The sequence below is a fragment of the Aquincola sp. J276 genome (genome assembly GCF_024700035.1).
GTDB lineage: Bacteria > Pseudomonadota > Gammaproteobacteria > Burkholderiales > Burkholderiaceae_C > Aquincola > Aquincola tertiaricarbonis.
In genome coordinates this window covers 717,016-743,857 of sequence record NZ_JAJONC010000002.1, presented here as the reverse complement: position 1 = coordinate 743,857, position 26,842 = coordinate 717,016, and the positions used below count along the sequence as shown (strand labels likewise).

16 protein-coding genes are annotated in these 26,842 nt (G+C 72.3%); 5 read left to right on the top strand and 11 right to left on the bottom strand.

Annotated features, from left to right (window positions below; translation table 11 throughout):
- Positions 1 to 36: 36 nt before the first annotated feature.
- From boxC to boxA, 3 genes are read left to right on the top strand one after another with little or no spacing between them, the layout of a single operon-like run.
- Entirely contained in the window at positions 37 to 1,710 is a 1,674-nt protein-coding gene (gene boxC, locus LRS14_RS21325; protein ID WP_257801001.1) for a 2,3-epoxybenzoyl-CoA dihydrolase, read from the top strand.
- A gap of 19 nt (positions 1,711 to 1,729) precedes the next feature.
- Positions 1,730 to 3,157, top strand: coding sequence for a benzoyl-CoA 2,3-epoxidase subunit BoxB (gene boxB / locus LRS14_RS21320; RefSeq protein WP_257801000.1), 1,428 nt, complete (start codon positions 1,730 to 1,732; stop codon positions 3,155 to 3,157).
- 23 nt (positions 3,158 to 3,180) lie between these two features.
- Positions 3,181 to 4,479, top strand: coding sequence for a benzoyl-CoA 2,3-epoxidase subunit BoxA (gene boxA, locus LRS14_RS21315; RefSeq protein WP_404977603.1), 1,299 nt, complete (start codon positions 3,181 to 3,183; stop codon positions 4,477 to 4,479).
- Between the two features lie 50 nt (positions 4,480 to 4,529).
- Here boxA and LRS14_RS21310 read toward each other — a convergent pair whose 3' ends face one another.
- The gene (locus LRS14_RS21310) at positions 4,530 to 5,693 is read right to left on the bottom strand and encodes a mandelate racemase/muconate lactonizing enzyme family protein (RefSeq protein ID WP_257800998.1); all 1,164 of its coding nucleotides are present in this window, start codon (positions 5,691 to 5,693) and stop codon (positions 4,530 to 4,532) included.
- Positions 5,694 to 5,972: 279 nt separating this feature from the next.
- Between LRS14_RS21310 and LRS14_RS21305 the strand changes: the two genes are divergently transcribed.
- Positions 5,973 to 6,893: a LysR family transcriptional regulator gene (locus LRS14_RS21305; RefSeq protein WP_257800997.1), complete on the top strand. Its 921-nt coding sequence runs from the start codon at positions 5,973 to 5,975 to the stop codon at positions 6,891 to 6,893.
- A gap of 199 nt (positions 6,894 to 7,092) precedes the next feature.
- Positions 7,093 to 7,416: a hypothetical protein gene (locus LRS14_RS21300; RefSeq protein WP_257800996.1), complete on the top strand. Its 324-nt coding sequence runs from the start codon at positions 7,093 to 7,095 to the stop codon at positions 7,414 to 7,416.
- A 15-nt stretch (positions 7,417 to 7,431) separates the two neighbouring features.
- On the opposite strand, the gene LRS14_RS21295 is transcribed toward LRS14_RS21300, so the two are convergent.
- From LRS14_RS21295 to LRS14_RS21250, 10 genes are all read right to left on the bottom strand, one after another.
- A complete protein-coding gene (locus tag LRS14_RS21295; RefSeq protein ID WP_257800995.1) occupies positions 7,432 to 8,079 on the bottom strand; it encodes a hypothetical protein in 648 nt (215 codons plus the stop codon).
- A complete protein-coding gene (locus tag LRS14_RS21290) occupies positions 8,066 to 9,748 on the bottom strand; it encodes a putative porin (RefSeq protein ID WP_257800994.1) in 1,683 nt (560 codons plus the stop codon). Before LRS14_RS21290 ends, LRS14_RS21295 begins: the two co-directional genes overlap by 14 nt.
- Positions 9,749 to 9,793: 45 nt before the next feature.
- Positions 9,794 to 10,489 (bottom strand): TonB C-terminal domain-containing protein, encoded by a 696-nt coding sequence (locus LRS14_RS21285; RefSeq protein WP_257800993.1) that lies wholly within the window; start codon positions 10,487 to 10,489, stop codon positions 9,794 to 9,796.
- Positions 10,486 to 10,887 (bottom strand): biopolymer transporter ExbD, encoded by a 402-nt coding sequence (locus LRS14_RS21280; protein ID WP_257800992.1) that lies wholly within the window; start codon positions 10,885 to 10,887, stop codon positions 10,486 to 10,488. The genes LRS14_RS21285 and LRS14_RS21280 overlap by 4 nt, the downstream gene beginning before the upstream one ends.
- A 16-nt stretch (positions 10,888 to 10,903) precedes the next feature.
- Positions 10,904 to 11,305, bottom strand: a complete 402-nt coding sequence (locus LRS14_RS21275; protein ID WP_257800991.1) for a biopolymer transporter ExbD — start codon at positions 11,303 to 11,305, stop codon at positions 10,904 to 10,906.
- The gene (locus LRS14_RS21270; RefSeq protein ID WP_257800990.1) at positions 11,305 to 12,987 is read right to left on the bottom strand and encodes a DUF2341 domain-containing protein; all 1,683 of its coding nucleotides are present in this window, start codon (positions 12,985 to 12,987) and stop codon (positions 11,305 to 11,307) included. Before LRS14_RS21270 ends, LRS14_RS21275 begins: the two co-directional genes overlap by 1 nt.
- Before the next feature lie 61 nt (positions 12,988 to 13,048).
- Entirely contained in the window at positions 13,049 to 13,912 is an 864-nt protein-coding gene (locus tag LRS14_RS21265) for a filamentous haemagglutinin family protein (protein ID WP_257802195.1), read from the bottom strand.
- A gap of 2,089 nt (positions 13,913 to 16,001) precedes the next feature.
- The gene (locus LRS14_RS21260; protein ID WP_257800989.1) at positions 16,002 to 24,008 is read right to left on the bottom strand and encodes a filamentous hemagglutinin N-terminal domain-containing protein; all 8,007 of its coding nucleotides are present in this window, start codon (positions 24,006 to 24,008) and stop codon (positions 16,002 to 16,004) included.
- Positions 24,009 to 24,043: 35 nt separating this feature from the next.
- Entirely contained in the window at positions 24,044 to 25,648 is a 1,605-nt protein-coding gene (locus tag LRS14_RS21255; protein WP_257800988.1) for a POTRA domain-containing protein, read from the bottom strand.
- Between the two features lie 67 nt (positions 25,649 to 25,715).
- Positions 25,716 to 26,822: a PEP-CTERM sorting domain-containing protein gene (locus tag LRS14_RS21250; protein WP_257800987.1), complete on the bottom strand. Its 1,107-nt coding sequence runs from the start codon at positions 26,820 to 26,822 to the stop codon at positions 25,716 to 25,718.
- Positions 26,823 to 26,842: the final 20 nt, after the last annotated feature.

The window sequence follows — 26,842 nt, the reverse complement described above, 5'->3', positions numbered from 1 at the left end:
ACGGAAGCACATTGCTTCCACCGCCAGGAGACCTGCATGAGCGATCCCATTGCCCAGAGCCCGCGCGTCGACTACCGCACCGAGCCGGGCCGTTATCGGCACTGGTCGATCAGCACCGATGGCGCCATCGCCCGGCTGTCGCTGGACATTGCGGAGGACGCCGGCATCCGCCCCGGCTACAAGCTCAAGCTCAACAGCTACGACCTGGGCGTCGACATCGAGCTGCATGACGCGCTGAACCGCCTGCGCTTCGAGCACCCCGAGGTGAAGACGGTGATCGTCACCAGCGCCAAGGACCGCATCTTCTGCTCGGGCGCCAACATCTTCATGCTGGGCGTGAGCAGCCATGCCTGGAAGGTGAACTTCTGCAAGTTCACCAACGAGACCCGCAACGGCATCGAGGATTCGTCGAGGCATGAGGGCCTGAAGTTCGTGGCCGCGGTCAACGGCGCGTGCGCCGGCGGCGGTTATGAACTCGCGCTCGCCTGCGACGACATCGTGCTGGTGGACGACCGTTCCAGCGCCGTGAGCCTGCCCGAGGTGCCGCTGCTGGGCGTGCTGCCCGGCACCGGCGGCCTGACCCGCGTGACCGACAAGCGCAAGGTGCGCCACGACCTGGCCGACATCTTCTGCACCAGCGTGGAAGGCGTGCGCGGCCAGCGCGCGGTGGAGTGGCGCCTGGTGGACGCGGTGGCCAAGCCGGCGCAGTTCGCGGCCACGGTGCAGGAACGGGCATCGAAGCTGGCCGCCGCCAGCCAGCGCCCGGGCGCGGGCACGCAAGGCATTGCGCTGCCGCGGCTGGAGCGCGAAGACGGCGCCGACAGCCTGCGCTACGAACACGTCACGGTGGAGATCGACCGCGCCCGCCGCACCGCCACCTTCACGGTGAAGGCGCCCAGCGGCGCGCAGCCGACGGACCCGGGCGGCATCCAGGCCGCGGGCGCCGCCTGGTGGCCGCTGGCCATGGGCCGGCAACTCGACGACGCCATCCTGTGCATGCGCACCAACGAGCTGGACATCGGCACCTGGCTGCTGAAGACCGAGGGCGATGCCGCCGCGGTGCTGGCCGCCGGGCAGCTGCTGGTACGGCATGCCGACCACTGGCTGGTGCGCCAGACGCTGGGCCTGCTGCGCCGCACCTTCGCGCGGCTGGACGTGTCCTCGCGCAGCCTGTTCGCGCTGGTCGAGCCCGGCTCCTGCTTCGCCGGCCTGCTGGCCGAGCTGGCCTTCGCGGCCGACCGCAGCTACATGCTGGCGCTGCCCGACGAGCCCGGGCGCGCGCCGCAACTCACGCTGGACGAGACGAATTTCGGCCTGCTGCCGATGGTGACCGAGCAGAGCCGGCTGCAGCGCCGCTTCTACGAGGAAGCCGGCCCGCTGGAAGCCGCCCGCGCCGCCGCCGGCCGGCCGCTGGATGCCGACGCCGCATTGAAGCTGGGCCTGGTGACCGCCGCGCCCGACGACATCGACTGGGACGACGAGATCCGCATCGCCATCGAGGAGCGCGCCGCCATGTCGCCCGATGCACTCACCGGCCTGGAGGCCAACCTGCGCTTCTCCAGCAAGGAAAACATGGTCACCCGCGTGTTCGGCCGGCTCACCGCCTGGCAGAACTGGATCTTCAACCGCCCCAATGCCGTCGGCGACAAGGGTGCGCTGAAGGTGTACGGCAAGGGCGAAAAAGCGGCCTTCGACCTGAACCGCGTTTGAGCACAACCAGGAACCGGACATGAGCACCATAGACTACGCACAGAAGATCCCGAACAACGTCAACCTGGGCGAGGACCGCACGCTGCAGCGCGCGCTCGAAGGCTGGCAGCCCAACTTCATCAACTGGTGGGACGACGTGGGCCCCACCGGCTCCACCGACTACGACGTGTACCTGCGCACCGCGGTCAGCGTCGATCCGCAGGGTTGGGCGCAGTTCGGCCACGTGAAGATGCGCGACTACCGCTGGGGCATCTTCCTCAACCCGGGCGATGCCAACCGCGAGGTGCATTTCGGCGACCACAAGGGCGAGAAGGTCTGGCAGGACGTGCCCGGCGAGCACCGCGCCAACCTGCGCCGCATCATCGTGACGCAGGGCGACACCGAGCCCGCGTCGGTCGAGCAGCAGCGCCACCTGGGCCTGACCGCGCCCAGCATGTACGACCTGCGCAACCTCTTCCAGATCAACGTGGAAGAAGGCCGCCACCTGTGGGCCATGGTGTACCTGCTGCACAAGCACTTCGGCCGCGATGGCCGCGAGGAAGCCGAGGCCTTGCTGCAGCGCCAGTCGGGCGACGAGAACAACCCGCGCATCCTGGGGGCCTTCAACGAGCAGACGCCGGACTGGCTCAGCTTCTTCATGTTCACCTACTTCACCGACCGCGACGGCAAGTTCCAGCTGGCTGCGCTGTCGGAGAGTGCGTTCGATCCGCTGGCACGCACCACCAAGTTCATGCTGACGGAAGAGGCGCACCACATGTTCGTGGGCGAGAGCGGCGTGTCGCGCGTGATCGCCCGCACCTGCCAGGTGATGAACGAGCTGAAGACCGACGACGTGCAGAAGGTGCGTGCGGCCGGCGCCATCGACCTGCCCACCATCCAGCGCTACCTCAACTTCCACTACTCGGTGACCATCGACCTGTTCGGTGCCGACCAGTCGAGCAATGCCGCCACCTTCTACAGCTCGGGCCTGAAGGGCCGCTACGAGGAAGGCAAGCGCGACGACGACCATGTGCTCAAGGGCCGCACCTACAAGGTGCTGGAAGTGCAGGACGGCCAGCTGGTGGACAAGGAAGTGCCGATGCTCAACGCCTTGAACGAGGTGCTGCGCGACGACTTCATCAAGGACTCGGTGGCCGGCGTGAACCGCTGGAACAAGGTCATCGAGAAGGCCGGCATCCCCACCCGCCTGGTGGTGCCGCACAAGGCGTTCAACCGCCAGATCGGCGCGCTGGCCGGCATCAGGATGTCGCCCGACGGCCGCGTGGTGGGCGAGACCGAATGGCAGGCCAAGAAGAACGAATGGCTGCCCACGCCGGAAGACCGCGCCTTCGTCGCCAGCCTGATGGGCCGCGTGGTGGAGCCCGGCCAGTTCGCCAACTGGATCACCCCGCCGGTGATGGGCATCAACCGCCAGCCCGTGGACTTCGAATACGTCCGCTTCGGATAACCCGCCCCTGGAGCAGGGCCAGCATGAATGCCATGACCGACGTCGCCATCATCCGGCAGCACCTGATCGACCCGGAGATCTGCATCCGGTGCAACACCTGCGAGGCGACCTGCCCGATCGGGGCGATCACGCACGATGACCGCAACTACGTGGTCAAGGCCGATGTGTGCAACGGCTGCATGGCCTGCATCTCGCCGTGCCCCACGGGCTCCATCGACAACTGGCGCACCATGCCCTTGTCGATGGCCTATCCGGTGGAGGAGCAGTTGCTGTGGGACGAGCTGCCGCCCGAGCTCACGCCCGAGCAGCTGGCCGAAGCCGGCGTGCCGGCGGATGCCGAACCCGCGGCGGCCGGCCTGCCCGCGGTGCCGGTGCTGGCCGAGGCCGCCGCGGCAACTGGCGGCGCGCTGGTGGAAGCGCCTTTCGACACGGCAGCCTACGGCGCCACCACGCCGCCGTGGTCGGCGGCGCATGCCTATACCAACCTGTATCCGCCGAAGAAGCCGACCACCGCCACCGTGGTGGGCAACATCAACTGCACCGAAAGCGGCTTTGCGAGCGAGACCCACCACGTGGTGCTGGACTTCGGCGGCATGCCGTTTCCGGTGCTGGAGGGCCAGAGCATCGGCATCGTGCCGCCGGGCGTGGATGCGAACGGCAAGCCGCACGTGGCGCGCCAATACAGCATCGCCAGCCCGCGCAACGGCGAGCGGCCGGGCTACAACAACGTGGCCTTGACGGTCAAACGCGTGACCGAGGACCACCAGGGCCGCCCGGTGCGCGGCGTGGCCTCCAACTACGTGTGCGACCTGAAGGTGGGGGACAAGGTGCAGGTGGTGGGCCCGTTCGGCCACAGCTTCCTGATGCCCAACCATCCGCGTTCGCACATCGTGATGATCTGCACCGGCACCGGCAGCGCGCCGATGCGGGCCATGACCGAATGGCGGCGCCGGCTGCGCAAGAGCGGCAAGTTCGAAGGTGGCAAGCTGATGCTGTTCTTCGGCGCGCGCACGCCGCAGGAGCTGCCGTACTTCGGTCCGCTGCAGACGCTGCCCAAGGACTTCATCGACATCAACCTGGCCTTCTCGCGCCAGCCCGGGCAGCCCAGGCGCTATGTGCAGGACCTGATCCGGGAGCGCGCCGCCGACCTGGCCGGGCTGCTGAAGGACAACAACACCCACCTCTACGTGTGCGGCCTCAAGAGCATGGAGGAGGGCGTGGTGCTGGCGCTGCGCGACGTGGCGCAGCAGGCCGGCCTGGCCTGGGACGCGCTGGGCCCGGTGCTCAAGGCCGAGGGCCGGCTGCACCTGGAGACGTATTGAGCACCGCCAGCTGCCGGCGCGGCCGGTGATCGCTGCGGGCCCTGGCGGCGTCAGGCCGCCAGCGCGCGCATCTCGGCATACAGGTCGGCCTTGCCCTCGAAGCCGATGCCGGGCAGCTCGGGCAGCGTCACGTGGCTGTTGTCCACCTTCACGCCATCGGGAAAGCCGCCGTAGGGCTGGAACAGGTCGGGGTACGACTCGTTGCCGCCCAGCCCCAGGCCGGCCGCGATGGCCAGCGACATCTGGTGGCCGCCGTGCGGAATGCAGCGCGCCGGCGACCAGCCGTGCTGCTTGAGCATGTCCAGCGTGCGCAGGTACTCCACCAGGCCGTAGCTGAGCGCGCAGTCGAACTGCAGCCAGTCGCGGTCGGGCCGCATGCCGCCGTAGCGGATCAGGTTGCGCGCGTCCTGCATCGAGAACAGGTTCTCGCCGGTGGCCATCGGCTTGTCGTAGTGCTGCGCCAGCTCGGCCTGCAGCGCATAGTCGAGCGGGTCGCCCGCCTCCTCGTACCAGAACAGGTCGTACTGCGACAGCGCCTTGGCGTATTCGATGGCGGTCGGCAGGTCGAAGCGGCCGTTGGCGTCCACCGCCAGCTGCTGGCCCGGGCCCAGCATGCCCAGCACCGCCTCGATGCGCCGGCAGTCCTCGGCCAGCGAGGCACCGCCAATCTTCTTCTTCACCACCGCATAGCCCCGGTCGAGGTAGCCCTGCATCTCGCGCTTCAGGCCGTCGATGCCCTGGCCCGGCCAGTAGTAGCCGCCGGCGGCATACACGAACACCTTGCGGTTGGCCTGGCCGTTGCCGTAGCGCTCGGCCAGCAGCTGGTACAGCGGCTTGCCTTCGATCTTGGCCAGTGCGTCCCACAGCGCCATGTCGATGGTGCCCACCGCCACCGATCGCTCGCCGTGGCCGCCGGGCTTCTCGTTGGTCATCATCGTGGCCCAGGCCTTGTGCGGGTCGAGCACGCCGCGCTCATCGAGCAGGCTGGCCGGATCGGCTTCCAGCAGCCGCGGGCGGAAGCGCTCGCGGATCAATGCGCCCTGGCCGTAGCGGCCGTTGGAGTTGAAGCCGTAGCCGATCACCGGCTTGCCGTCGCGCACCACGTCGGTGACCACGGCCACCAGGCTGAGCGTCATCTTCGAGAAGTCGATGTACGCATTGCGGATGTTGGACTTGATCGGCTGGGTGGATTCCCGGATGTCGATGATCTTCATGGATGTCTTGGTCGGTAGTGGGGGGTGGAAGGAGTCAGCGCGGCAGCGAGGCCACCTGCCGCGGGTCGATCAGTCGGCCCAGGCCGGCTCGTCGATGCGGCGGCCGGGCGTGAACGGGCAGGCGATGGCCGCGATGAGCCCGCGGTGGTTGGCGATGGTGGGCATGGGTGTCTCCTTGTTGGACAATCTGTTCGATCAGCGGACGGTGGAATGATGGTGTTTGCGGCCCGCCGTGCCCAATGCCGGTTCGTTCTGCTCTGATGCCGCCAAAGCACCGCAGTGAACCTGTCCTGGCTCGAAGACTTCCTGGCCCTGGCGGCCACCGGCAACTTCTCCCGCGCCGCCGAAGAACGGCACATGACGCAGCCGGCCTTCAGCCGCCGCATCCGCGCACTGGAAGAGTGGCTGGGCGTGGTGCTGTTCGACCGCAGCACCCAGCCCGCCACGCTGACCGAGACCGGGCAGTGGTTCCGCACCGTCGCGCAGGACATGCTGGCCCGCATCGACCGCATCCCCGACGAGGCCCGCGCGATGGCCGCCGCCACCTCGGCCACGCTGCGCTTCGCCTCCACCCATGCGCTGTCGTTCACCTTCCTGCCGGGGTGGCTGCGTGGACTGGAGGCGCACACCACGGTGGGGCCGATCCAGCTGGTGTCGGATGTCCTGCAGCAGTGCGAAGCCCTGATGCAGCAGGGCCGTGTGCAGTTCCTGCTGTGCCATGGCCATGCCGAGGTGCCGGGCCGGCTGGACCCGGCCACGCACCTGTCGGCCAAGGTGGGCAGCGACTGGCTGCTGCCGGTGTCCGCCCCCGACGCTGACGGTCGGCCGCGGCATGCGCTGCAGGCCGGCGCTGCGGCGCGCGTGCCGGTGCTGGCCTACAGCAGCGAGTCCGGCATCGGCAGGCTGGTGCGCGCATTGCGCGGGCCGGCACTGGACCAGGCGGGCGGCGAGCCGGTGGTCACCGCCCACCTCGCCTCGGTGCTGCGCACGATGACGCTGGACGGCCGCGGCCTGGCGTGGCTTCCGCACAGTCTCGTGCGCGACGACCTGGACGGTGGCCGCCTGGTGGTCGCCGGCGACGAAGCCTGGCGGATCGAGGTGGACGTGCGGCTGTTCCGGCGCCGGGCCGCCGCGCCGCCGGTCGCCGAACGGTTCTGGGCCGCCGTGCTGCAGGCCATCGAGGCACGCAGCGTCGGATGACGCCGCCGATGCGCGGAGAGCGGCCAGCGGCACCACCCCGGCATCGGCGCCCACTGCCATGCGAAGTCGAAGGGCTTTCCCCATGGTCCGGAGCGCGTGCTGGATGATGTGGCCGTGGCACCCTGAGGGAGTACAGCGCATGAACGTTCCGCAGCCTGCGCACCTTCCGGGTGCACCTCCGGAGGGGTCGCGCGGCCCCTTGCCAACCCGGCGTGCGGATGCCGCCGAGATGGTGGTGCGGCTGCATGACGCGATGCTGCCGGTGCTGGCGGCCTATCCCATCGACGGCTTCCTGCACGACTACCTGGCGGCCTTCGCCGAAGACGATCCCGCACGCATGCGCTGCCGGACCTTGTTGCTGCGCCTGCTTGCGCAATGGTCCGAGCTGCTGTGGCGGGACATGGGCCAGCTGCCCGCCAGCGATGACGAGGTGGTGCGCTCGCTGCGTGAACGCATGGCCACCGCGCGGCAGGCGCTGCTGTGCCTGCACGACGCGATCGAGGACCTCGAGGCCCTGCCGTGAACGGCCTGGGCGGCGTCAGCGCCGCGCTGGCGCGGACCGCAGCGCGTCGGCCTGCGTGCGCAGTTCCTCGGCCACGTTGTCGATCCTGATCTGGGTCAGCCCGAGCAGGGGGTCGCCCTGCAGCGCAGCTTCGGTGGGCGTCTTGCTGCGGTAGCGCTCGACAGCCTGCAGCGCCAGCGCATGCAGCTGGCGGTTGCGGTCCTCGGACGCGGCCAGGGCCTGGGTGGCGCGCTCCAGCAGGGCCGTGACGGCGGCGTTGCTGCGCTGCTGTTCGGCCAGGCGCTGCTGCAGGGCGGTGGCCTGCGCGGCGGCGTCGGCCGTGGCCTGGGCATGGCGCTGCGCATCGGCCGCGGCTTGCGCTTCCTGCGCGCTGCGCAGCGCCGCCAGCTGCTGCTGCAGCCGGCCGTGCTGCGCCAGCAGCGCCTGCCGTGCCTGCTCCGCGGCTGCAGCCTGCGCGGCCGCGGCTTCCCTGTCGCGCAGCAGTTGCGCACGTTCGGCCTGCAGCGCGGCCAGTTCGCGGCGGGTGTCGTTGAGGGCGGCCTGCGCGCGGCGCAGGGCCTCGCGTTCGCGGCTGTCCTGCGCGGCGGCAGGCAGCAGGCAAGCCAGCGCCATGGCCGCGCACAGCATGCGCAGCGGCCAGCGGGAGGGGTCAGAAGCGCGCATTGAGATCGACCTGCAGGGTATCGAGCTTGTACGGCGCATTGCCCAGCGTCAGGCTGCCGTCGTCCAGGTTGCGGGTGCTGGTCCAGCGCAGGCCGACGCTGGCGTTGCGGTCGAAGGCATAGTGGCCGCCCAGGGTCCAGCCCTTGTAGTTGGTGCCGCCGCCGTTCCAGGTGGTGTCGGTGAATGCATCGAGCCAGGCGTCTCGCTCGAACTTGCGCATGGCCACGAAGGCCTGCCAGTCGCCGCGGTTGGCCAGGCGTTCGTGGCCGGCCAGCAGGCGCAGCTGCAGGCCGGTGCTCTTGTCGGCCAGCTGCAGCTCGGGCAGGCCTGCGCGGCGGCGGATGTCGGCCAGGTCGAAGGCGCTGTTCTTCACCCAGTCCAGCGTCAGGCCCACCTGCACCGGGTCCCAGCGCTTGAAGGTCAGGCCGGTGGTGAGGTTCACCGGACGGAACTTCGACGCCAGCCCCCACACCGGCGCCGCGGTGCTGGTGGGGTCGTTCAGGTTGATCAGCGTGTTGCCCTTCTGCCGGGCCGATGCCGGGTACTGGCTGGACTGGTAGGCCACGGTGCCGGCCCGCGGTCCGGCCGGTGGCGGCTCGGTGGCCTGCACGCCGGCCACGTGGTGGAAGTCGTACACCGCCAGGCCCACGCGCCAGTGCAGGTGGCTGCCCAGCGCGGCCTCGGCGCCAAGCTGCAGGCCATACAGCCACTTGTCGTGGCTGTCCACCGCCAGCTCTTCCAGGGGGAACGCACCGGCCGTGGCGAAGGCGAACACGCCGCTGCCCAGGTTGGTCTCGCCCTGCACCGCCACGCCGTCGAAGTTGAGGTCGTCGGGCCACAGCAGGTCGGTGCCGTAGAACGGGTTGGGCATGCGCCCGCCGATGAAGCGCAGGTCGTGGCGCGGCTCCCAGCGCAGCCAGGCGCGGTCCAGCACCACGCTGTACTTGTTGAAATGGCTGCCCAGCGTCTGCGAGGTGGAGGTGGGGCCGCTGAGGTTGCCGGTGCTGATGCGGATGGCGGTGCGGGTGTCCTCCGACAGCTTGGCATTCACGCCGAAGCGGGCACGCAGCGTCAGCCGGTTGCGGTCCTCGGTGGTGTTGGTGAGGTCGGGCGCCCAGGCCGGGCCGGTGGTCTGCGCGCGGTAGAACTCGGCCGGCAGGTTGTCGCCGGCGAAACGGTCGGTCTGCCAGCGCAGCCGCACGTCGCCTTCGAAGCCGATGGCCTTCACCCAGTCGGGCACCTGGCGCGCATCGGCCCAGCCTTCGGTGCGGGCCTGCTGCAGCACGTCGAGCTTGATCTCCTCGCGGATCTGGTTGCGCAGCGTCTCGGGCACGTAGGGGATGCGCACCACGCTGCGTGCTGCAGCGGCGTCGGCTCCGCCGGCCAGCGGCGCGCCCCAGCCCGGCGCGGCGGCTGCACCGGCCGCGGCGCTGCCCCGGGCCTGGCGCATCAGTGCGTCGGCACGTTCGCGGCTGAGCAGGCCCTGGCCGACCAGCGCCTCGATCAGCGCCTGCGTGGTGGCCCGCAGCTGCTCCAGCTCGGCGCGGTCGTCGGTCTGGGCGACGCCGGGTGTGGCCAGGCCGGCGGCCAGCAGGGCGGCGCCCAGGGCGCCCAGGGCGCGCTGCGCGCGGCGCGGGCGGCGGCGGAGAAGGGCGGAGGTCGGTGTCATGGTGGTCGGCATCGAGACGGGGAATGACGGAAAGGCGTGGGGTGTTCAGGCCGGGCGCAGGCTCACGCGGAAGCGCATCGGCTGCGGGATGTCGGGCGGCGGCGGCAGCTTCACCTCGCGGGTGGCGTCGGCCAGCGCGGTGCGCAGCTCGTCGTCGGCCTGGCGGTTGCCGCTGGGGTTCAGCTCGAAGCGGCGGATGGCGCCGCTGGGCTCGATCCAGAGCTGGAACTCCGCGGTGGCCTGGGTGGTGTCGCCCTTCAGGTGGCGCTCGATCGCGTCGCGCAGCAGCTGCCGCGCGGCTTGTGCGTAGAAGCGTTCCTCGGCCCGGCTGGACGCGGTGCCGGTGCCGCCGGGGCTGCCGCTGCCGATGCCGCTGACGGGCGCCGCGGGCACGCCTTCGGTATTCACGTTGCCGCCGGCCAGCGCGCTTGGCGCGTCGCCGGTGGGACCTTCCTCGCGCACCTGCTGCGGTTGCGGCGGCGTGGGGTCGGGCTGCGGCACCGGCTGGTTCTGCGGCCGTTGCTCCTTGGGCTCGGGCTGCTTCTCCTCCTTGGGCGGTGGCGGCGGAGGTGGCGGGGTGTCGGGCAGCAGCGCGATGCGTGCCACCTGCCGCTGCGGCGCGGCAGGCGTGCTGGCCAGCTGGCTGACCCACCACAAGCCCGCGCCCACCAGCAGCACGATGGCGAGCAGGCCTACCCAGGCGCGGGACGGCGCATCCTTCCGCTCGGCATCCCCGTTCATGTGCCGAACCTCGCGGTGATGAAGGCCATGTTCACGCCCAGGCGGTTGCACAGGTCGACGACGGCGATGACGCCGCCGTACTGCGCGCCGGCCTCGCCCTTGATGGCGACCGACATCTGCGCATCGCGGGCCTTGGCGGCCTGCAGCCGCGGCTCCAGCTCGGCCAGCGTCACCGGTGCGCCGTTGGCCATCAGGGCGCCGCCCTGCATCACCTGCAGCACGATCAGCTCATGCTGCTCCTTGGCAGGCTGGTTGCTCGGCTTGGGCACGCTGATGGTCAGGCCCTGCACCGAGGCGGTGGTCATCAGGATGAACACCACCAGCAGCACGTAGGCCAGGTCCAGCATCGGCGTGACGTTGATGGTGTCGTAGGGCTTGGCGTCGGTGTTGACTTGCATGTCGGCCTCCGGGCCTTCACTTCGCGCGGGTGGTCACGAGGCCGATCTCGGCGATGTCCAGCCGCTTGGCGATGTCCAGCACCTGCACGATCACCGCGTACTGCGCGGCGGTGTCGCCCTTGAGCACCACCGGCAGCGCCGGGTTGGCGGCCTTGTAGTCGGCCAGGCGGTTGCGCAGCTCGTCCAGCGTCACCGGATAGGCGTCGAGGTACAGCGAGCCGTCGGCGGTGACGGTGATGGCGCGGGTCTGCGGCTTGGCCAGGTTGTTCTGCGCCGAGGTGGCCGGCGAGTCCACCTTCACGCCCTGCACCGAGGCGGTGGTGAGGATGATGAAGGTGACCAGCAGCACATACGCCAGGTCCAGCATCGGCGTGATGTTGATGTCGTCGTACGGCTGGTTGTCGGCGCGGACGTCCATCAGCGCGCCCCGTACAGCTCGGCCACGCGGGTGATGAACTCGTCGACGAAGATCTGCATGTCCGACGAGATGTTCTTGATGCGCGCCGCGAGGTAGTTGTAGCCAAACAGCGCCGGGATCGCGACGGCCAGGCCGGCCACCGTGGCCAGCAGCGCCGCGGCGATGCCGGGTGCGATGGCGTTGACGTTCACGTCACCGGCTGCGGCAATGGCGGCGAAGGTGATCATCACGCCCACCACCGTGCCCAGCAGGCCCAGGAAGGGGCCGCCGGAGATGGCGATGGTCAGCAGCACCATCTGCGCATTCAGCCGGTGGCTTTCGCGCACGAGGTCGGCATCCACCGCGGCCTTGACCGCGTCGATGGAGGCGCCCGACAGTGGCGGCGCGCCCTCGGCGCCGACGTTGCGCTTGGCCAGCTCCCGCACGCCGGCCTGGTAAAGCCGGAACAGCGGCGAAGCCGCGAAGGCACCGCCCTGTTCCAGCGTCAGCAGGTCGTGCGTGGCGCCGCGGAAACGGGTGAGAAAGCCCTGGTTGGCGCGCTCGTCGCGGCCCACCATCACCGACTTGGCCACCATCACCCAGGCGGCCACCGCGAACATCACCGCCAGGATGCCGATGACGACCCAGGCGTCGATGGTGAGGTTGGATACCAGGATGCCTATGTAGCCGTGGCTTGGTGCGTCGGCTGCCTCGCCGGTGTCCTTGGCCGAGGCGATCAGCCGGGCCTCGGCGCTCTGCGAGGAAGCCGCCAACTGCAGCCATGCCGCGCTGCGGGCCACCGAGGCCACCTGCACCTCATCGACCACGCCGCGCAGGCCATCGCCCACGCGCAGCTCGCCGCCGATGGCCGGCGTGGCCACGTCGGCCCGGGCCACCGATTGCCCGTTGACATACAGCTGCGCCTGGCCGTTGCCCACGGCCAGCGCCACATGGGTCCAGGCGGTGGGCGCCACCTCGCCGCCGGCCAGCCTGGCGTCGCCGACCCGGGCGGCCAGCCTGCCGGCATCCAGCGTGACGGCCAGCGGACCCCAGGACAGCAGCGTGCCGCGCGCCACTTCATCGGAGCGCAGCCACACCGACAGCGTGGCCGCGCCGCCGGCCGCGATGCGCATCGCCTCCGGCATCGGCCACGCCAGCGGGCTGCCGGCCAGCCGGGCGCCACCGCCCAGCAGCGCATTGGCTTCCGGCGTCACCGGGTCGGCAGCCTTGAGCCGGCCGTCATGGCTGGTGCCGGTGTTGTCGGCATCGGCAAAGTGCACCGCCGCCAGCGTGGCCGCGTCGAAGCCGGTGCCGTTGTCGGCACTGGCCGGCGCCGCGGTGTTGCCGGCATAGGCGTACACCACGTTCTTGTCGCTGCCCGGCATCACCTGCGGCACCTGCACCCAGACCACCGCCAGTTCATTGACCGGGTCCCAGCGCTCGATGCGGAAGCCCAGCGGCGTCTTGTCGTCGCCGGCCACGAAGCGCAGGTCGCTGCCGTCTTCCTTGGCCGCGAGGAAGTCGAAGTTGCCGCTGTGCAGGCGCACGGCCAGCGGCAGCGCGCTCACCGCTTCCTGGGTGGTGACGCCTTCGGCGCTGGTGTTCAGCGTGATGCGGGTGCGCTGGGTCCAGTCCTTGTTCCACCAGGCCGATGCGGTGGCCGGCAGGGTGGCGGCCAGCAGGCCGAATGCAAGGCTGAGCAAGGAGGTGCGGAGGGGGCGTCGGAGTGGCATGGGGAAGGCTCAGTTGCGGCTTGGTTGCGGCTCAGTTCGGGTCTTCGCCGAAGCCGAGGAAGTCGAGGAAGACGATGCGGCGCGGGCCCTGCGATCGCTGGCCCGCGCTGTCGAGGCTGTTGGCCGCGGCGTTGCTGGTGGCATTGGCCGCCTGGTTGAGCCCGGCCAGGCTGGCGGTGGTGCCGCCGGTGACCACCGGGGCGGGCGCGCCGATGGACTGGCCTCCCACGTTCAGGTTGTCGGTGCCCACGAAGCGCACCGCGCCGAAAAAGGCATTGCCGCGCGAGACGATGCCGGCGTCGCCCGCGTTGATCTCGCCGCGTGGGGCATACAGGTCCAGCGTGTTGCTGGCGTCCAGCACCGCGATGCCGCTGCCGGTGAAGGAGCCGGAGGTGTCCACCACCAGGTTGCCGTTGCTGTCCAGCCGCAGCACCGGCGCCGGCGCGCCGGTGACGGTCTTGGCACCGCGGCCGGCGTCGATGTTGCCGTCGGACGACCACAGCAGCACGTTGCCCGACTTCAGCGTGAACACCCGCGACTGGTTCACCTCGAAGTTGCCCGCCGTGGCCGCAAGGATGCTGCCGCCGTCCACGGTGACGATGCCCAGCTGGGACGCCGGCTTCGGCGTGCCGCTGGAAGGCACCAGCTCGCCCGCGTTCACCGCGCCGCCCGGCGCCAGCAGCGTGATGTCGGCCTGCTGCAGCGTGCGGATCTGGCTGGACGGCAGGCGGATGTCGCCGGCCGCCCGGGCGCCGGGGAACAGGGTTTCCAGCGCCAGGTAGCCGGCCGCATAGGCCGCGTCGCGCGGTGCGTCGGCCAGCGCCGCGGCCTGGCGGCCGGCGCTGCGCAGCTCGGCCGCCAGCACCTGGCGCAGCCACGGCAGCTGGCGCTCCATCGGCAGCGCTGCGAATGCGGTGAGGGCCTCGGCCAACGGTGCCGGCGCCGTGCTGCCCTGCAGCCGGGCCATGTACTGCTGCAGGCCGGCCGCGTAGGGGTTGTCGGCGCGGGCCGCCTGGCTAGCCACGAAGGCCGTGCGGTCGGCCGCGGGCCGCGCCTCGAAGGCCAGCACCAGCAGCGCACGTGCCGCCTGTTCGCGCAGCGGCTGCGCAGCCTCGGCAAAAGCGGCCCGGGCCACGTTGGCCGGCAGGTCGCGCCAGGCCGGCACGGTGTTGATGAAACGCGCCAGCGCGGCTTCCTGCCCGTCGCCCAGCAGCGCCTGCACCTGGGCCAGCCGCTGATCGGCGGGCAGCTGGTTGAAGGCGGCGGCGTCGCCACTGCCGGCCAGCCACGCATACAGCGCACCCGCGTCCCGCACCAGGCCGGAGACGCCCAGCGCGGCAAAGCCGCTGGACAGCGCCTGCTGCGTGTCGCCCGGCTGCCAGCCGGCCACGATGGTCAGGTCGGCGCCGCGCTGGGGCAGCAGGGTGCTGCTGCGCTGGTTGCCGCTGGCCACGATGCCGTTGCTGTTGCCCAGGTCCACATGCCGGCCGGCCACCGCCACCAGGTCGCCGGGGCCGGCGATCTCGATGCCGTTGCGGCCCACCAGCGGGCTGCCGACGATGTCGCGGCCGGCCTGGACCAGGCTCAGCTCGCTGGCGGGCAGCCACATGGCCTGGCCGTCGGCGCCGATGCCGCCGTAGCGCTGGTCCTGGTGCTGCACCAGCAGCTGGCTGCCGGTGCCGGGCAGGCGCACATCGTCGCCGGCCACGATGCGCACCGGCCGTGCCGAGCTGAGCGTGCCGCCGATCACCACATCGCCTTGCGCAGCCACCAGGTGCACCGGCTCGCGGCTGCTGCGGTCCAGGCCGCTGCCGCCCGCCCCGCCACCCCCGTCTGCCAGCGCATTCAGCCGCAGCGCCTCGGCGGCGGTGACGGGCTCCACGAACACCGGGCGTGCATCGCTGCGCGTGGCGTTGACGTTCACCGGCTGGCTGCCCAGCGTCAGGTCCTGCCCTGCCAGCAGCTGCAGCGCGCCGTCCGTGCCGGGCTGCTGCAGCAGCGGGCCGCGCAGGTCGATGCTGCCCGACGGCGCGGCCATGCGCAGCCAGGCCGGCACCACCGTGCCCAGCAGGCGTGCGTCCTCGTTCAGCGCGCCGGACTGCGCCGGCTGCAGTTCACCGTCGTAGCGCACCGAGCCGGCCGCGCTCACCACGTCCAGCCGCGCGTCGCGCGACAGGTCGGTCACCACCAGCGTGCTGCCGTTGGCCGATGACGGATAGGTCAGGTGCTCGGAACGCACGCTGGCCAGCCGCAGGTCGCCGCGTGCCGCCACCGTGACCTGGGTGTTGCCGTGGATCAGCTGCGGCGCCAGCGCGGCGGCATCGTTGCCGGCCACGATGCCGCGGCCGGCCGCCAGGCCCAGCCGTGCACCGCTGGCAAACAGCACGCCGCCGGCCAGGTCGCGGCCGGCTTCCAGCTGCACCGAGCCGCCGCCGAACTGCGCGCCGGCCGAGCCGCCCGCGGCCAGCCAGCCGCTGCTGGCGGCGGCGGCGTTCACGTCCAGCAGGTCGCGGCCACTGCGCAGGCTCACGTCACCGCCGCCGAAGGTGGCCACGCCGCCGTCGAACAGGTCGTAGCGCGACCACCAGACACCATCGCCATCGATGCGGCCACGCCACCACCAGCGGTTGACGGTGGCTTCGCTGCCGGTCAGCGCCTGGCCCTTGACGTCGCGGCCGGCCTCGATCTGCACTGCGCCGCCGCCCTGCAGGAAGGGATCGACATAACCCCGCTCGTCCGCGGCCGGCACCAGGCCGCTGAAGCTGTCCAGCAAAGGCGCACCGGCACCGCCATCGGACGGCACGCCGGTGGTGTAGACGGCGCTGCGGGCGTCCTGGAACACCACGTCGCCCGCGGCGGCGGCCTCGATGCGGCCGGTGGTGTTGCGCACCAGCACGCCATCGGTGTTGCTGCTGCTGCCGATGACCAGGTCGCCGCCCGCCAGCAGACGGATGCTGCCGGCCGAGCCGGGCTGCGGCAGCCAGTCACGCTCGGCGCTGTATTCGTCCAGCCCTGCGTAGCCGCTGTGGATGGACTGCGCCAGCACCAGGTTGCCGGCCGAGCGCAGGGTGAGGGCGGCACCACCGACACGCACCGCGCCGCTGGCCTGCGCGCCGGGCGGCGGCGCCAGCGCCAGCGGCGCCGACAGCGTCAGCGTGGTGGCCGAGCGCACCTCCACGCCGGCGCGCACGGTGAGCTGCGCGCCGGCGGGCAGCCGTTCGCCCAGCAGGCGGGAAGCGATGGCCGCTGCGCGTGCTTCGGTTGCAAAGGCCGCGTTGTCGGCGCGCAGGGTTTCCACGCCGATGAAGGGCGATGGCTCGGCCGGTGCCGGCGCAGGGCCGGGCCCTGGCGACGGAGATGGCGAAGGCCCCGGCGACGGCGACGGCGACGGGCCGGGCGTGGGCGACGGCGCCGGCGGCTCGGGCAGCGGTGCCGGCGGTGCAGGCGGCGGCGGCGGCAGCGGCGCAGGCATCGGCTCCAGCGGCGGCGTGGGCGGTATCTGGTCGCCGGTGGTCGGGCCGTTGCCGGTGGACGCGGCCAGCGCACGCGGGGCAGCAGACAGGGCACGCACGGTGCCGAACCGCGCTCCCAGCGAGGCCAGGGTCGGCATCGGCGGGCTCGGTGGCACCTGGTCGCCGGTGGTGGGGCCATTGCCTGGCGAGGGGCCGGACGGGGGGCGGCGGCGAGCCCGGGGGTGGCGGTGCCGGTGGCGGGGGCGGCGGTGGTGCGGGCGGCGGCGGGGGCGGCGGGGGCGGCGGGGGCGGCGGAGGTTCCGGCTCGGGCTGCGGATCGGTGCCCGGATCCGTCCCCGGATCGGGCTCGGCCGGCGGTTCCTGGCCCGGGGTGTAGCCGGCCACGACCTCGGTGCCGGTGTAGACCTTGACCGCTTCCACGTCGATGCGCTCGACGCCCTGCAAGCCGCTGGCGATGGTGTCGACCTTCACGTCCTGCACGCCGGTGGCGGCATCCACGGTGCGCGCGGCCCGCAGCGCCAGCACGCCGGGCGCGGCCTGGCTGCCGCCCGGACGCAGGTCGACGGTGGCGCCCTCGGCCAGCCGCAGCCAGCCGTCGGCGCTGTTGAGGGCGATTCGGCTTTCCCCCACCGCGCTGCGGCTGCTGAGCAGCGCGCCGCTGCGCAGCAGCACATCCTGTCCGGCCGACAGTTCGATGCTGGCGGCGCCGTCGCGGCCGAAGGCCACCAGCCGGCCGTCGATGGCCAGCGTTCCGGCGTCGGCGTCCAGCCGCAGCTGGCGGGCGCCGAGCTGGCTGCCGGCGCTCAGCGTCAGGTCGCCCTCGCGCTGGCGCACGGCGATGCGCTCGCCAAAGTTGCCTTCGGTGCCCGCCGCGCGGGCCAGGGCTGCCAGGTCGAGGTCGCGCGCGGCGTCCACCACCAGGGTGCCGCCACGGGCAGCGGCGCCGCTGGCGCGGGCCTGCAGCAGGCCGTCGGCCTGCACGCCGCCGCGGACGGCCTGCAGCTCGATGCGCCCGGCATGGCCCTGGCCGGCGGCGCTGGCGTCCAGCAGCGTGCCTTCGGCCAGGCGGATGCTGCCTTCGCTGCTGGCCAGCTGGATCTGCCCCGCGGCCAGGTCGACGGTGCTGCCGTCCAGCGTCATGCGCAGGCCGGTGGCGCGCACGGCCGCGCCGGCTTCCAGCACCACGTCGTCGGTGGCGCTCAGGCTGACGCTGCCCACCGGCGCCGCGATCTGGCCGGTGTGCACCAGGCTGCGGCCGGTGAAGGCCAGCCGACCGCCGGCCTGCGCCTCGGGCAGGGCCGGGGCACCGGCGCCGGTGGGTGCCAGGGCCTCGATGCGCAGCGCGCCGCCGGCCCGGATGTCGGCTTCGCCACCCAGCGCCGTCTGCACGCGCTGGGCGCGCAGCGCCAGGTCGCCCGCCACGTCGAACGCCCCGAGGCCGTCGGCCTGGATCACACCGCCACTGGCGAGCGTGGTGCTGGCCGCACCGCTGACCGCCATGCGGCCATCGCCCAACGACAGCAGGCGGCCTGCTTCGGCGCTCAACTGGTGGCGGCCGGCCACGGGCTGGACCGAGGCAGCCGGCGCCTGGCCGGCCGGGGCCGCGGCCACCGTGCTGTTCTGCAGGTGCAGCTCGTTGGCCTGCAGGCGGGCCATGCCGGGCGGCGTGGCGGCTTCGCCGTCCATGAGGGCCAGCACCGGCGTGTCCAGCGTCAGGCGGCCCAGGCGGCTGCTGCCCAGCGTGCTGCCGGCGGCCAGGTCGATGGATGAATAACTGCGCAGCGACAGCGCCTCGGTGCCCGACAAGGCCGCCGCCAGGCTGGTGGTGAGCTGCAGCACCGATGGGCCCACGTCATCGCTGTCGCGGTCGGAGACCTCGATGCGGCCGGCGCCGATGGTCACCTCGGCGGCCTGTGGCTTCAGCCCGCTGGCCACCCGGGTGCTGCCGGTGGCGTCCAGCAGCAGGCTGCCGCCGGCAGCGCTCAGGCCGACGCCGGGCCCGATGTCCAGCACGCCGGCCTTGCCTTGCGTACCGCTGCGCTGCACCTCGGCGCCGGTGGCGGCGCTGGCGCGCACCAGGGCGCCGTCGCCGCTGACGGTGTAGCTGCGGGCCTGTGCGTCGGCCGCAGCCACGGCGGTGATGCCGGTGCCGCCGCCCAGGGCCACACGCCCGGTGGCGGCCAGCAGCACATCGCCTGCGCGCAGCAGTTCGGCGTTGCCGGCTTGCGCGGTGAACACCACCTCTTGCGCGGTGACATTCAGCTGGCCGGCGAGCTCGCCCGGCCGCGCGCCCAGCACCAGCGTCTGCGCGCCCAGCGCATTGAGCTGCTGGACAGACAGCGACAGGGTGCCCCTGTCCGCGACCGGCGCACCCACCGCGATGCGGTCGGCGGCGATGAAGGCCTGGCCGCCCAGCGGCGTGAAAGCGGCCTCGGGCACACGCGCGGCCAGGGCGGCGGCCGCCGCCTCGGCGCTCTGCCGCTGGGCACCGAAGCGGGCTTCACCGGCCAGCGAGGCCTGCGGCGCCGCCAGCACCAGCGTGCCGCCGTCGGCCGGCAGGGCCGGGCGGGCCGCATCGGCGGCCTGTGCCGCTTCGGCGTAGAAGCGGGTGGCGGTGGTCTCGCGCACTTCCGAGGCGCGGCGCGCCTCGGCCGAAGGTGTGATGCGCCAGGTGCTGGACAGCGTGTCGCGCAGCAGCGTGCCGGCGGTGCCGGTGAGGGCACCCACCAGGCTGCTGCCGTCGGGCCGGCTGACCAGGCTGCCGAACTGCAGCGGCGTGCCGCCCGCCTCGGGCTTGACCAGGAAGGCGCCCGGCAGCAGCGCATAACGCGCCGGCAGCAGGGTGTAGCTGCCTGCGGGCAGCGGGCCGCCCGGGCCGACGATGAGCTGCCGGCCCAGCGCCGGCTGCGCGGCGTTGGGCGCCGCAGCCGCCAGCGCGGCGTCATACGGCGCTGCGCCCTGCACGGTCGGCACGATGGCATAGGCACCGTCGGCGCCGGTGAACACATCGGTGGAGCCGCCCGGGCCAGGCACGAACTGGTAGGCCAGCGCATCGCCGCCGCCGGACAGGTCGAGCAGGGAACCGGGCTGCACGTCCACCAGGCCGGCGGCCGATTCCAGCGTGATCTGCTTGGCCGGCGCGCTGCCTACGGTGTGGCCGTCGCCATCGGGCAGCAGCAGGCCGGCGGCGGACACCGAGGTGACGCTGCCGGGCGTGAGCAGGATGGCGCCGCCCGACTGCAGCGTGACCTGGCCCAGCGGCGCGCGGATCACGCCGCCGTGCACGATCTCGCCGGCCTGGATGGTCAGATGGCCGCGTGCGGACAGGGGCGCGGCCGCGCCGGCCTCGCCGGGATCGATCTCCACCCGCCGGTTGCCGGCGTCGATGGTGAAGCGGCTGTCGGTGGCGGGGTAGATCTGGTCGGCATGCAGGCGCAGGTCGGCGCCGGTGTTCAGCGCGCCCACCTTGGCCGTGCCGGCCGGCAGGCCCACCAGCCGCATGTCGCCGTAGCTGAACAGGCCCAGCAGGCCGGCGCCCTGCGTGGCCACCGTGCCTTCGATCGACAGCAGGTTGCCGGCCAGCGCCGACACACGCCCGTCGCCACCGGTGGCGGTGGGCGCCGGCCGGGTGCTGGTACTGGCGCTCACCGGCTGCTGGGTGTTGGCCAGCGTCACTGTGGCGGCGCCCAGTTGCACACCCTGCACCGCGCCGGCGCCGTCGAAGCGAAGCGCCGGGCTGTCCAACCGCAGGCTGCGCTCGGGCCGCAGCGCCACGCCGTCCTGCAGGCGCAAGGCATCCCGCGCCGTCAGCGCCACCTCGGAGACACCGGCCGCGTCGATCCATTCGGCCGACGCGCTGGCGTTGCCGGGCAGCAGGCGCGGCGCGGCCAGGTCGGCCGGCCGCAGCGTGGCGGTGGCCTGGCCAGTGGCGCGGGTGATGCGCAGCTCTCGTTCGGCCGGCAGTTCGGTCACCAGGCGGTTGTCGGCCACGCTGGCCAGGGTGACGGCGAGCGCGCCGCCGGCCGCACGCGTGATGCCGCCGTCGCCGTTGCTGAGCTGCCCGCCGCGGGCCGACAGCGTGCCTTCGAGCAGCAGGTCGCGGTTGGCGCGCACGCTCACGCTGCCGCCGGCGCTGGCCACCTGCTGGCGCTGCACCACGGTGGAACCGTCGTTGGTGGCGCGGGTGATGTCCAGCGTGCCCACGGCGCCATCGGCGCGCAGCTGGGCGCCCTGCTGCAGCACCAGGCTGGTGGGCGCGGTGCTGGCGGCGCTCGATGCGTCCAGCGCAATGCGACCGCCGGCCAGCACCGTGCCCTCCAGGCGGCCGGTGGTGTTGGGCGACAGCACCGTGGTGCCGCTCACGTCGATCAAGCTGCCGGCGCCCAGCCACAGGTACTGCGGGTTGTCGTAGTCCAGCGCTTCTTGCGCGCCGCTCTTGGTCAGCCGCAGCGTGGCGCTGCCGCCGGCGGTACGGATGCGGCCGTCGAAGGTCAGGCGGCTCTGGGCCGACAGCGTGGCGCTGGCACCGGCGGCCAGGTCGAGCGCGGCGCCTTCGGCCACGCTGAGCCGGCCGGCTGCTTCACCGGCGGCACGCCCGCTGGAGGCCAGCGAGACATTCACCGGTGCCGGCGCAGTGGCCAGCGGGCCGGGCGAGGTGGCGAAGGCATCCAGCGCGCTGCCGGTGGCCGCGTCGCGCAGCGTGCCGGCGGCGGCCCAGGCGTCCAGCCTCGGCGCGATGACGGTGCCGGCGGTCAGCTGCAGGAAGTCGCGGCCGTCGACGCTGTAGCTGGCAAAGCCGCCGGTGGAGAAGAAGCCGCTGTCCAGCGTGAGCGCTGCGGCCGGCGCACCGGCGGCCGCGCTGCCGATGCGCACTGAATCGGTGGTGATGGACAGGCTGCCCGGCCGGCCCAGCGCATGGCCGCTCAGGCTGCCGCCGAGCAGCAATGTCGGGCCGGTGGCGGCCACATCGGGCCGGCCGCTGGCCAGCGTGATGCTGCCGCCGTTGCCGGCCACGGTGCCGCTGGCGGTGGCCACGGCGCCGCCGTCGGCGTCGATGTGGCTGCCGGCTTGCAGCAGCACGCCGCGGCGCGCGCTCAGGCTCACGCTGCCGGCGTTCAGCGCGGCACGGTCCAGCGCGCCGTCGGTGCGCTCGTTGTAGACGCGGCCGGACACGTCGATGGTCCTGCCGGCCGCCAGCGTCACGTCACCGCCGGCCAGGGACTGCGCCCGCACGCTGCCGCCGCGGGCGGCCACGCTGCCGCCGATCAGCACGCCGCCGTCGCGCGAGGCGGCCTGCAGGCTGCCGCGGTCGGGCAGGGCCAGGTCGCCTTCGATGCGCACCTCGGCATTGCTGGCCAGGCTCAGGTGGCCAAAGCCGGCTTCCATCACCGCGGTGGCCGCCACGCGCGAGCCATCGGCCAGCGTGGCCGCCAGCGGGTTGGCCCAGAAGGCGGCGCCGAGTGCATCGGCACCCGCCGTCAGCCGCAGCGGGCCGGACACCACCGCGCCGGCATAACTGGCGTCGCCGAAGGCCTGCTGGTTCTGCAGCGTGCCGATGGCCAGCGTGCCCAGAGCGGCCTGCGCGTCCAGGCCCTGGCGCTGGCGGTCGCCGCTGACCGTGTGCGCGGCCAGCTGGCCGTCCAGCACCACCGTGGGCGCCACCACGCGCACCGCACCGGCGGACTGGCCGTCCACATAGCCCAGCGCCTTTTCCGCCGGCAGCGTGCTGCCGTAGTCGATGCGCACGCCCCAGCGGTCGTAGCGCGGTTCCTGCACGCCCTTGTCGTTGATGGCGCGTTCGTACACCACGTCCTTCGGCGCGGTGTTCAGCGTGTGCAGGCTGCCGTCCTCGGCCACCAGGCGGGTGGGCGTGACCATCGCCTCGGCATGGGTCACCCGGCCGCCGGAGACGTCGATCGCGGCGCGCTCGTGCATCACCACCGCGCCTTCGGCCCGCAGGTCCACGCTGCCGCCTGCGGCCAGCCGTTCCTCGGCCGTGCGCTGCAAGGCCTGGCGGTAGCCGTCCAGCTCGCCGAGGATGGGGGAATCGACGGCGGCAGCCTTGTCGCGGATGTCCAGCGTGACCCGGTTGCGCGCCAGCACGCCTTCCTTCTGCAGCGGCGCGTCCTTCAGGTCGTTGCCGCCCAGCAGCTCGGTGGTGACGAAATGGCGCGCGGCGCTCACCACCGTGCCGTTGGTGCCCGCCACGTCGATGCGCGCGCCCTCGGCGATGGCGATGCGCGCGGTGGGATCGGTTGGCGTGAAGGGCCGGCTGGCCAGGCGGTCGGCGCGGTAGTCGGGAGCACCGGCACGCAGCGTGACGCTGGCACCCGGCGCCTGCACCAGCGCGCCGGCGGCCAGCGTGATGTCGTGGCCGGCCATCGCGATGCGCGAGGGCACGAAGGTGGCATTGCCGTCGGAGGTGGGCACCGCGCCGGTGGCCGGCACGTCGGGCGTGACCTCGATGCGGCTGCCCGCCTCCAGCACCAGCGAGCCCGCGCGCTGCGCGCGCTTGTACAGCTCGGAGCCGGCCTCGTACAGGTTCTCGGTGCCGGCCGGGCCGGCCTGCGTGCCGCCCTGCGCCAGCAGCAGCACCGAGCCGTTCTGCGACACGCTGGTGGTGGCGCTGATGCGGCCGGCCTGGTTCACCGCCATGCCCACCAGCGTGGCGTTGCCGCGCGGGGTGCTGATGCTGCCGGTGGCGGCGTTGGCGACGCTGCCATCGCGGCCGAAGGCGGCACCCACCTCCACCAGCAAGCCCTGCACCGCCGGCACGTTGGGGTTCACCTCGCTGGCGTAGATGGCCTCGCTGGTGGGCAGCTTGAGGTACACCTCGCCGCCGCCGGCCAGCACCGTCTGGCCACCGGGCGTGCTGATGCTGCCAGCGTTGTCCACCCGCTTGGCGAACAGGAACACGCGGCCGCCCTCGGCGGTACGGATCTCGGCGCCGTTGTCCACCCGCACGAAGTTGCGGCTGTCGACGAAGTCGGTCGCGGTGCCCTCGTAGCGAAAGGCCGCGCCGCGTTCCAGCGTGCGGCTGGTGAGGCCGTCGAGGAAGTCGGCATCGGCCACATTCAGCGTGCTGGTGACGAGCGAGTTGACGTCCACCCGCGCGCCGTTGCCGAACAGCACGCCGTTGGGATTGATCAGCCACACCTGGCCGTTGGACTTCAGCGAGCCATAGATGGCGCTGGGCGCATTGCCGCCGATGCGGTTGAGTGCCGCGGCGTTGCCGTCGGGCATCCTGAACTCGACACCGTTGCCGCGGTCGATGTTGAAGCTCGACCAGTTGTAGATCGCGCGGTTGCCGCCCTGCGTGATCAGCAGGTTGTTGGCCGACGGCCGCGACAGCTGCGGCGCCAGCGAGCCGGTGTAGCGGCTCACCCATTGCGCGGCTGGCGAGGGCAGCCCTTGTTGCGCCTGCACCGACTGCAGCGGCCACACGGCCACCAGCGCGACGGCCAGCGGGCTCAGCGCCAGCGGGTGGGACAGGCGGCGGCGGATCGGTTGGCGGGCCATGGACTGCAAAGACCGGAACGTGGTGTGAAGGGACATCAGAACTGCGCCAGCAGCCGCACATGCAGCCGCGCGCTGCCGTCGGTGGTGGCGGCGGTGCGCTTGCGCGGCCAGGCCAGGTCCACCTCGGCCAGCGCGCCGGGCGCGAGCTTCAGCCTCAGGCCCAGGCCGCGGCCCAGCAGCGGCACCCGCGCCGGCTGGCCGGGGAACGGGTTGATGGTGGTGGCGCGCGCCGCGTCGAGGAAGGCCAGCAGCGCCAGCTCCTGCCGCGCCGCGCCGGCCGGCGTGTCGGTGCCCAGCAGGTTGGCGCTGCGCCACTCCAGCGATCCCAGCAGCGCATGGTCGCCAGCGGCCTCGGCCTCCAGGTAGCCGCGCACCGTCTCGGCGCCGCCCAGCGTGTACTGCTCGCCCGACACCAGCGGCTGGCTGGCCAGCTGCCAGCCCAGGCGGGCGCTGAGGCTGCCGCCGCCCAGCGGCAGCGTGTGGCGGGCATCGCCGCGCCAGTAGGCGAATCCGCCGTCGGCGCCGTTGCGGCTGCACTGGAACTGGTCGATGGCGCCGAGGTTGCTGTCGTCGGTGCACGAGATGCTGCGCATCAGCAGCGCCTTCACGCCGAACACGAAGCTGGTGTTGAGCGTGCTCTGGCCCAGCTCGCCCACCCACTGGCCGGTGTAGCCCAGCTGCAGCGGCACGTAGCGCAGCGGGTTGGTCACCGCATTGAGGTCGGCGATGTCGGTGCGCTGGTCCAGCCGCTTGAAGTCGGCGCCGGCCACCAGGCTGTGGCTGCTGCCGGGCAGGTAGAAGCTGCGCAGCCAGCGCACGCCCACCGTCACGCCCTTGCCCACCACCGACACAGCGCCCAGCGGCTCCAGCAGGCTGTCGGACACCACCACGTAGCCCACCAGCGTGTCGCCGCCGTCCAGCGGCGCGCTGTAGTTGGCCACCAGCACCTTCGATTCATCCAGCGCCTGCGGCGCGACGATGGCGGTCAGCGCAATGGCATGGTCGCGCTGGAACAGGTTGTCGTAGCGCAGCGTGGCCGAAAGCCGCGTGCTGCTGGTGTCGGGTGCGTGCCGGTTGGTCAGCTCCACGCTGCCTGACAGCGGCAGCTGGTCGGTCACCTTCAGCTCGGCTTCCACCGTGCCGGGCTCGCGCCCGGGGCGCAGCACCGGCTGCAGCTGCCGCTCCGGCCGCTGCAGCGTGGCCACCTGCTGCTGCACCGCATTGAAGTTGGGCACCTTGCCCTCGGCCAGCTCGGCCACCCGTTCACGGATGACGCCCTGGCTGTAGTAGCGCGAGCCGGTCACGCGCAGCCGGTCCACGCGGCCTTCGGTGACGTTGAGCCGCACCACGCCGGCGTCCACCCGCTGCTCGGGCACGTCGACGAACACGGTCAGGTAGCCGGCCTGCTGGTAGGCCCGCTCCAGCGCCTCGCGGGCCTTCTCCACGTCGGCCAGCTCCCGTGCTTCACCCATGAAGGGCATCACCGCCTGCTCGATGGCGGTGACCGGCAGCACGCTGTTGCCCTCGACCTCGAACTCCAGGATGGCGAAGCGGGGGGCCTGCTGGGCCCGGGCCGGCGCGGCCGTGAGGGCGGCGGCCAGGGCGATCAACAGGTGCAGGAAGGCGGTTGCGGCAGTCACCGGTGGAGTGTCCCGAGCACCGGTTTAGTGGGCATGACCCGGTGCCGGCCGGCATGGGCCGAACGGCTCACGACGGCCTGCGCCGGCGCGCCGCGGCGCCGATCACCGCGGCGACGCCCAGGCCCATCAAGGCCACGGTGGCAGGCTCGGGCACCGGCGATGCCACGCCGGCCAGCGGCAGCGGACGGCCTGTGGCATAGGCCCGGCCATCGCTGCCCAGCAACGCCGCGCCGGCCAAGGCCGTGGTGCGGAAGCCGCCGTTCAGTTCGGTGCGGCCGATGCTGGCTGCAAAGGCCCGCTGCGCCGCGCTGGGGCCGGTGGAAAACAGCGAATAGCTGAGCACGAAGCTGCCGTCGGCCGCCTCGTCCAGGCCCCAGTAGCCGTCGTTGGTGAGGTTGTCGAATTCGTCGACGATCGCGATGTCGGTGGCTTCTTCCGAGATGATGTTCTGCACGTAGTAGAACCAGGACGAGCGCCCGACGGGATTGGTCAGGTTGATGTTGCGGGTGCTTCTGAGCAGCCAGTACTGGTCGGCCGAATCCGCATATCCGACCTGGCCTTTGACGGAATAGCTGCTGCCGTTGAAGGCGATGTTGTCGGAAGCGAGCCCCGCGCCCAGGTTGCCGTGCGTGTTGTTGGTGTTCAGCGTGTCCTGGTTCATCTGCAGATAGAAGTCCTGCGCGACGATGGCCACGTCCGACGAGAAGTCGAGGTTGTTGTAGTGGACGAGCGAGTCGTAGGCCGCGCCGAGCTGCCCCGCCACGGTGGTCGCGCGCAGCGTGGTCACCATGCGGAAGTCGCCTGCCTCGCCAAAGCCTTCGCTGTCGATGGCGCTGATGAACCACAGCAGGTTGCGCTTGTCGGTGCCCGGCGCCCGGAACAAGCCGAATGCCGGATCGGCGGCCGCATCGATCTTCCAGAACTCCTGCATGCCGGCGTCGGTCTGGGCTGTCTCGAGGAAGGCGTCCATCGAGATGCCGAGGTCGCGCGAATACGAGGCTTCCGCCACCGGGTCCCAGACGGTCAGCACCAGTTCGGCCGGCGCGCTCTCGTAGTACGCAGGCAGTCCGATGGCGGCGCTGGCGCCATTGGCCATGCCCGCCATGGCGGCGGCGGCCAGCCAATGGCGGCAGGTGGCGGACAGGGGATTGGATCGCAGCAGGGGGCGCAGCATGAACAGGCTCCAGGAAGGCA

Excerpts from the sequence above, each read along its gene's own strand:
- LRS14_RS21295 (WP_257800995.1), bottom strand. The coding sequence starts at position 8,079 with ATGCGCGCTTCTGACCCCTCCCGCTGGCCGCTGCGCATGCTGTGCGCG.
- LRS14_RS21290 (WP_257800994.1), bottom strand. The coding sequence starts at position 9,748 with ATGACACCGACCTCCGCCCTTCTCCGCCGCCGCCCGCGCCGCGCGCAG.
- boxC (WP_257801001.1), top strand. The coding sequence starts at position 37 with ATGAGCGATCCCATTGCCCAGAGCCCGCGCGTCGACTACCGCACCGAG.
- LRS14_RS21285 (WP_257800993.1), bottom strand. The coding sequence starts at position 10,489 with ATGAACGGGGATGCCGAGCGGAAGGATGCGCCGTCCCGCGCCTGGGTA.
- LRS14_RS21275 (WP_257800991.1), bottom strand. The coding sequence starts at position 11,305 with ATGGACGTCCGCGCCGACAACCAGCCGTACGACGACATCAACATCACG.
- LRS14_RS21260 (WP_257800989.1), bottom strand. The coding sequence starts at position 24,008 with ATGGCCCGCCAACCGATCCGCCGCCGCCTGTCCCACCCGCTGGCGCTG.
- LRS14_RS21250 (WP_257800987.1), bottom strand. The coding sequence starts at position 26,822 with ATGCTGCGCCCCCTGCTGCGATCCAATCCCCTGTCCGCCACCTGCCGC.
- LRS14_RS21265 (WP_257802195.1), bottom strand. The coding sequence starts at position 13,912 with ATGGAGCGCCAGCTGCCGTGGCTGCGCCAGGTGCTGGCGGCCGAGCTG.
- LRS14_RS21310 (WP_257800998.1), bottom strand. The coding sequence starts at position 5,693 with ATGAAGATCATCGACATCCGGGAATCCACCCAGCCGATCAAGTCCAAC.
- LRS14_RS21280 (WP_257800992.1), bottom strand. The coding sequence starts at position 10,887 with ATGCAAGTCAACACCGACGCCAAGCCCTACGACACCATCAACGTCACG.
- boxB (WP_257801000.1), top strand. The coding sequence starts at position 1,730 with ATGAGCACCATAGACTACGCACAGAAGATCCCGAACAACGTCAACCTG.
- boxA (WP_404977603.1), top strand. The coding sequence starts at position 3,181 with ATGAATGCCATGACCGACGTCGCCATCATCCGGCAGCACCTGATCGAC.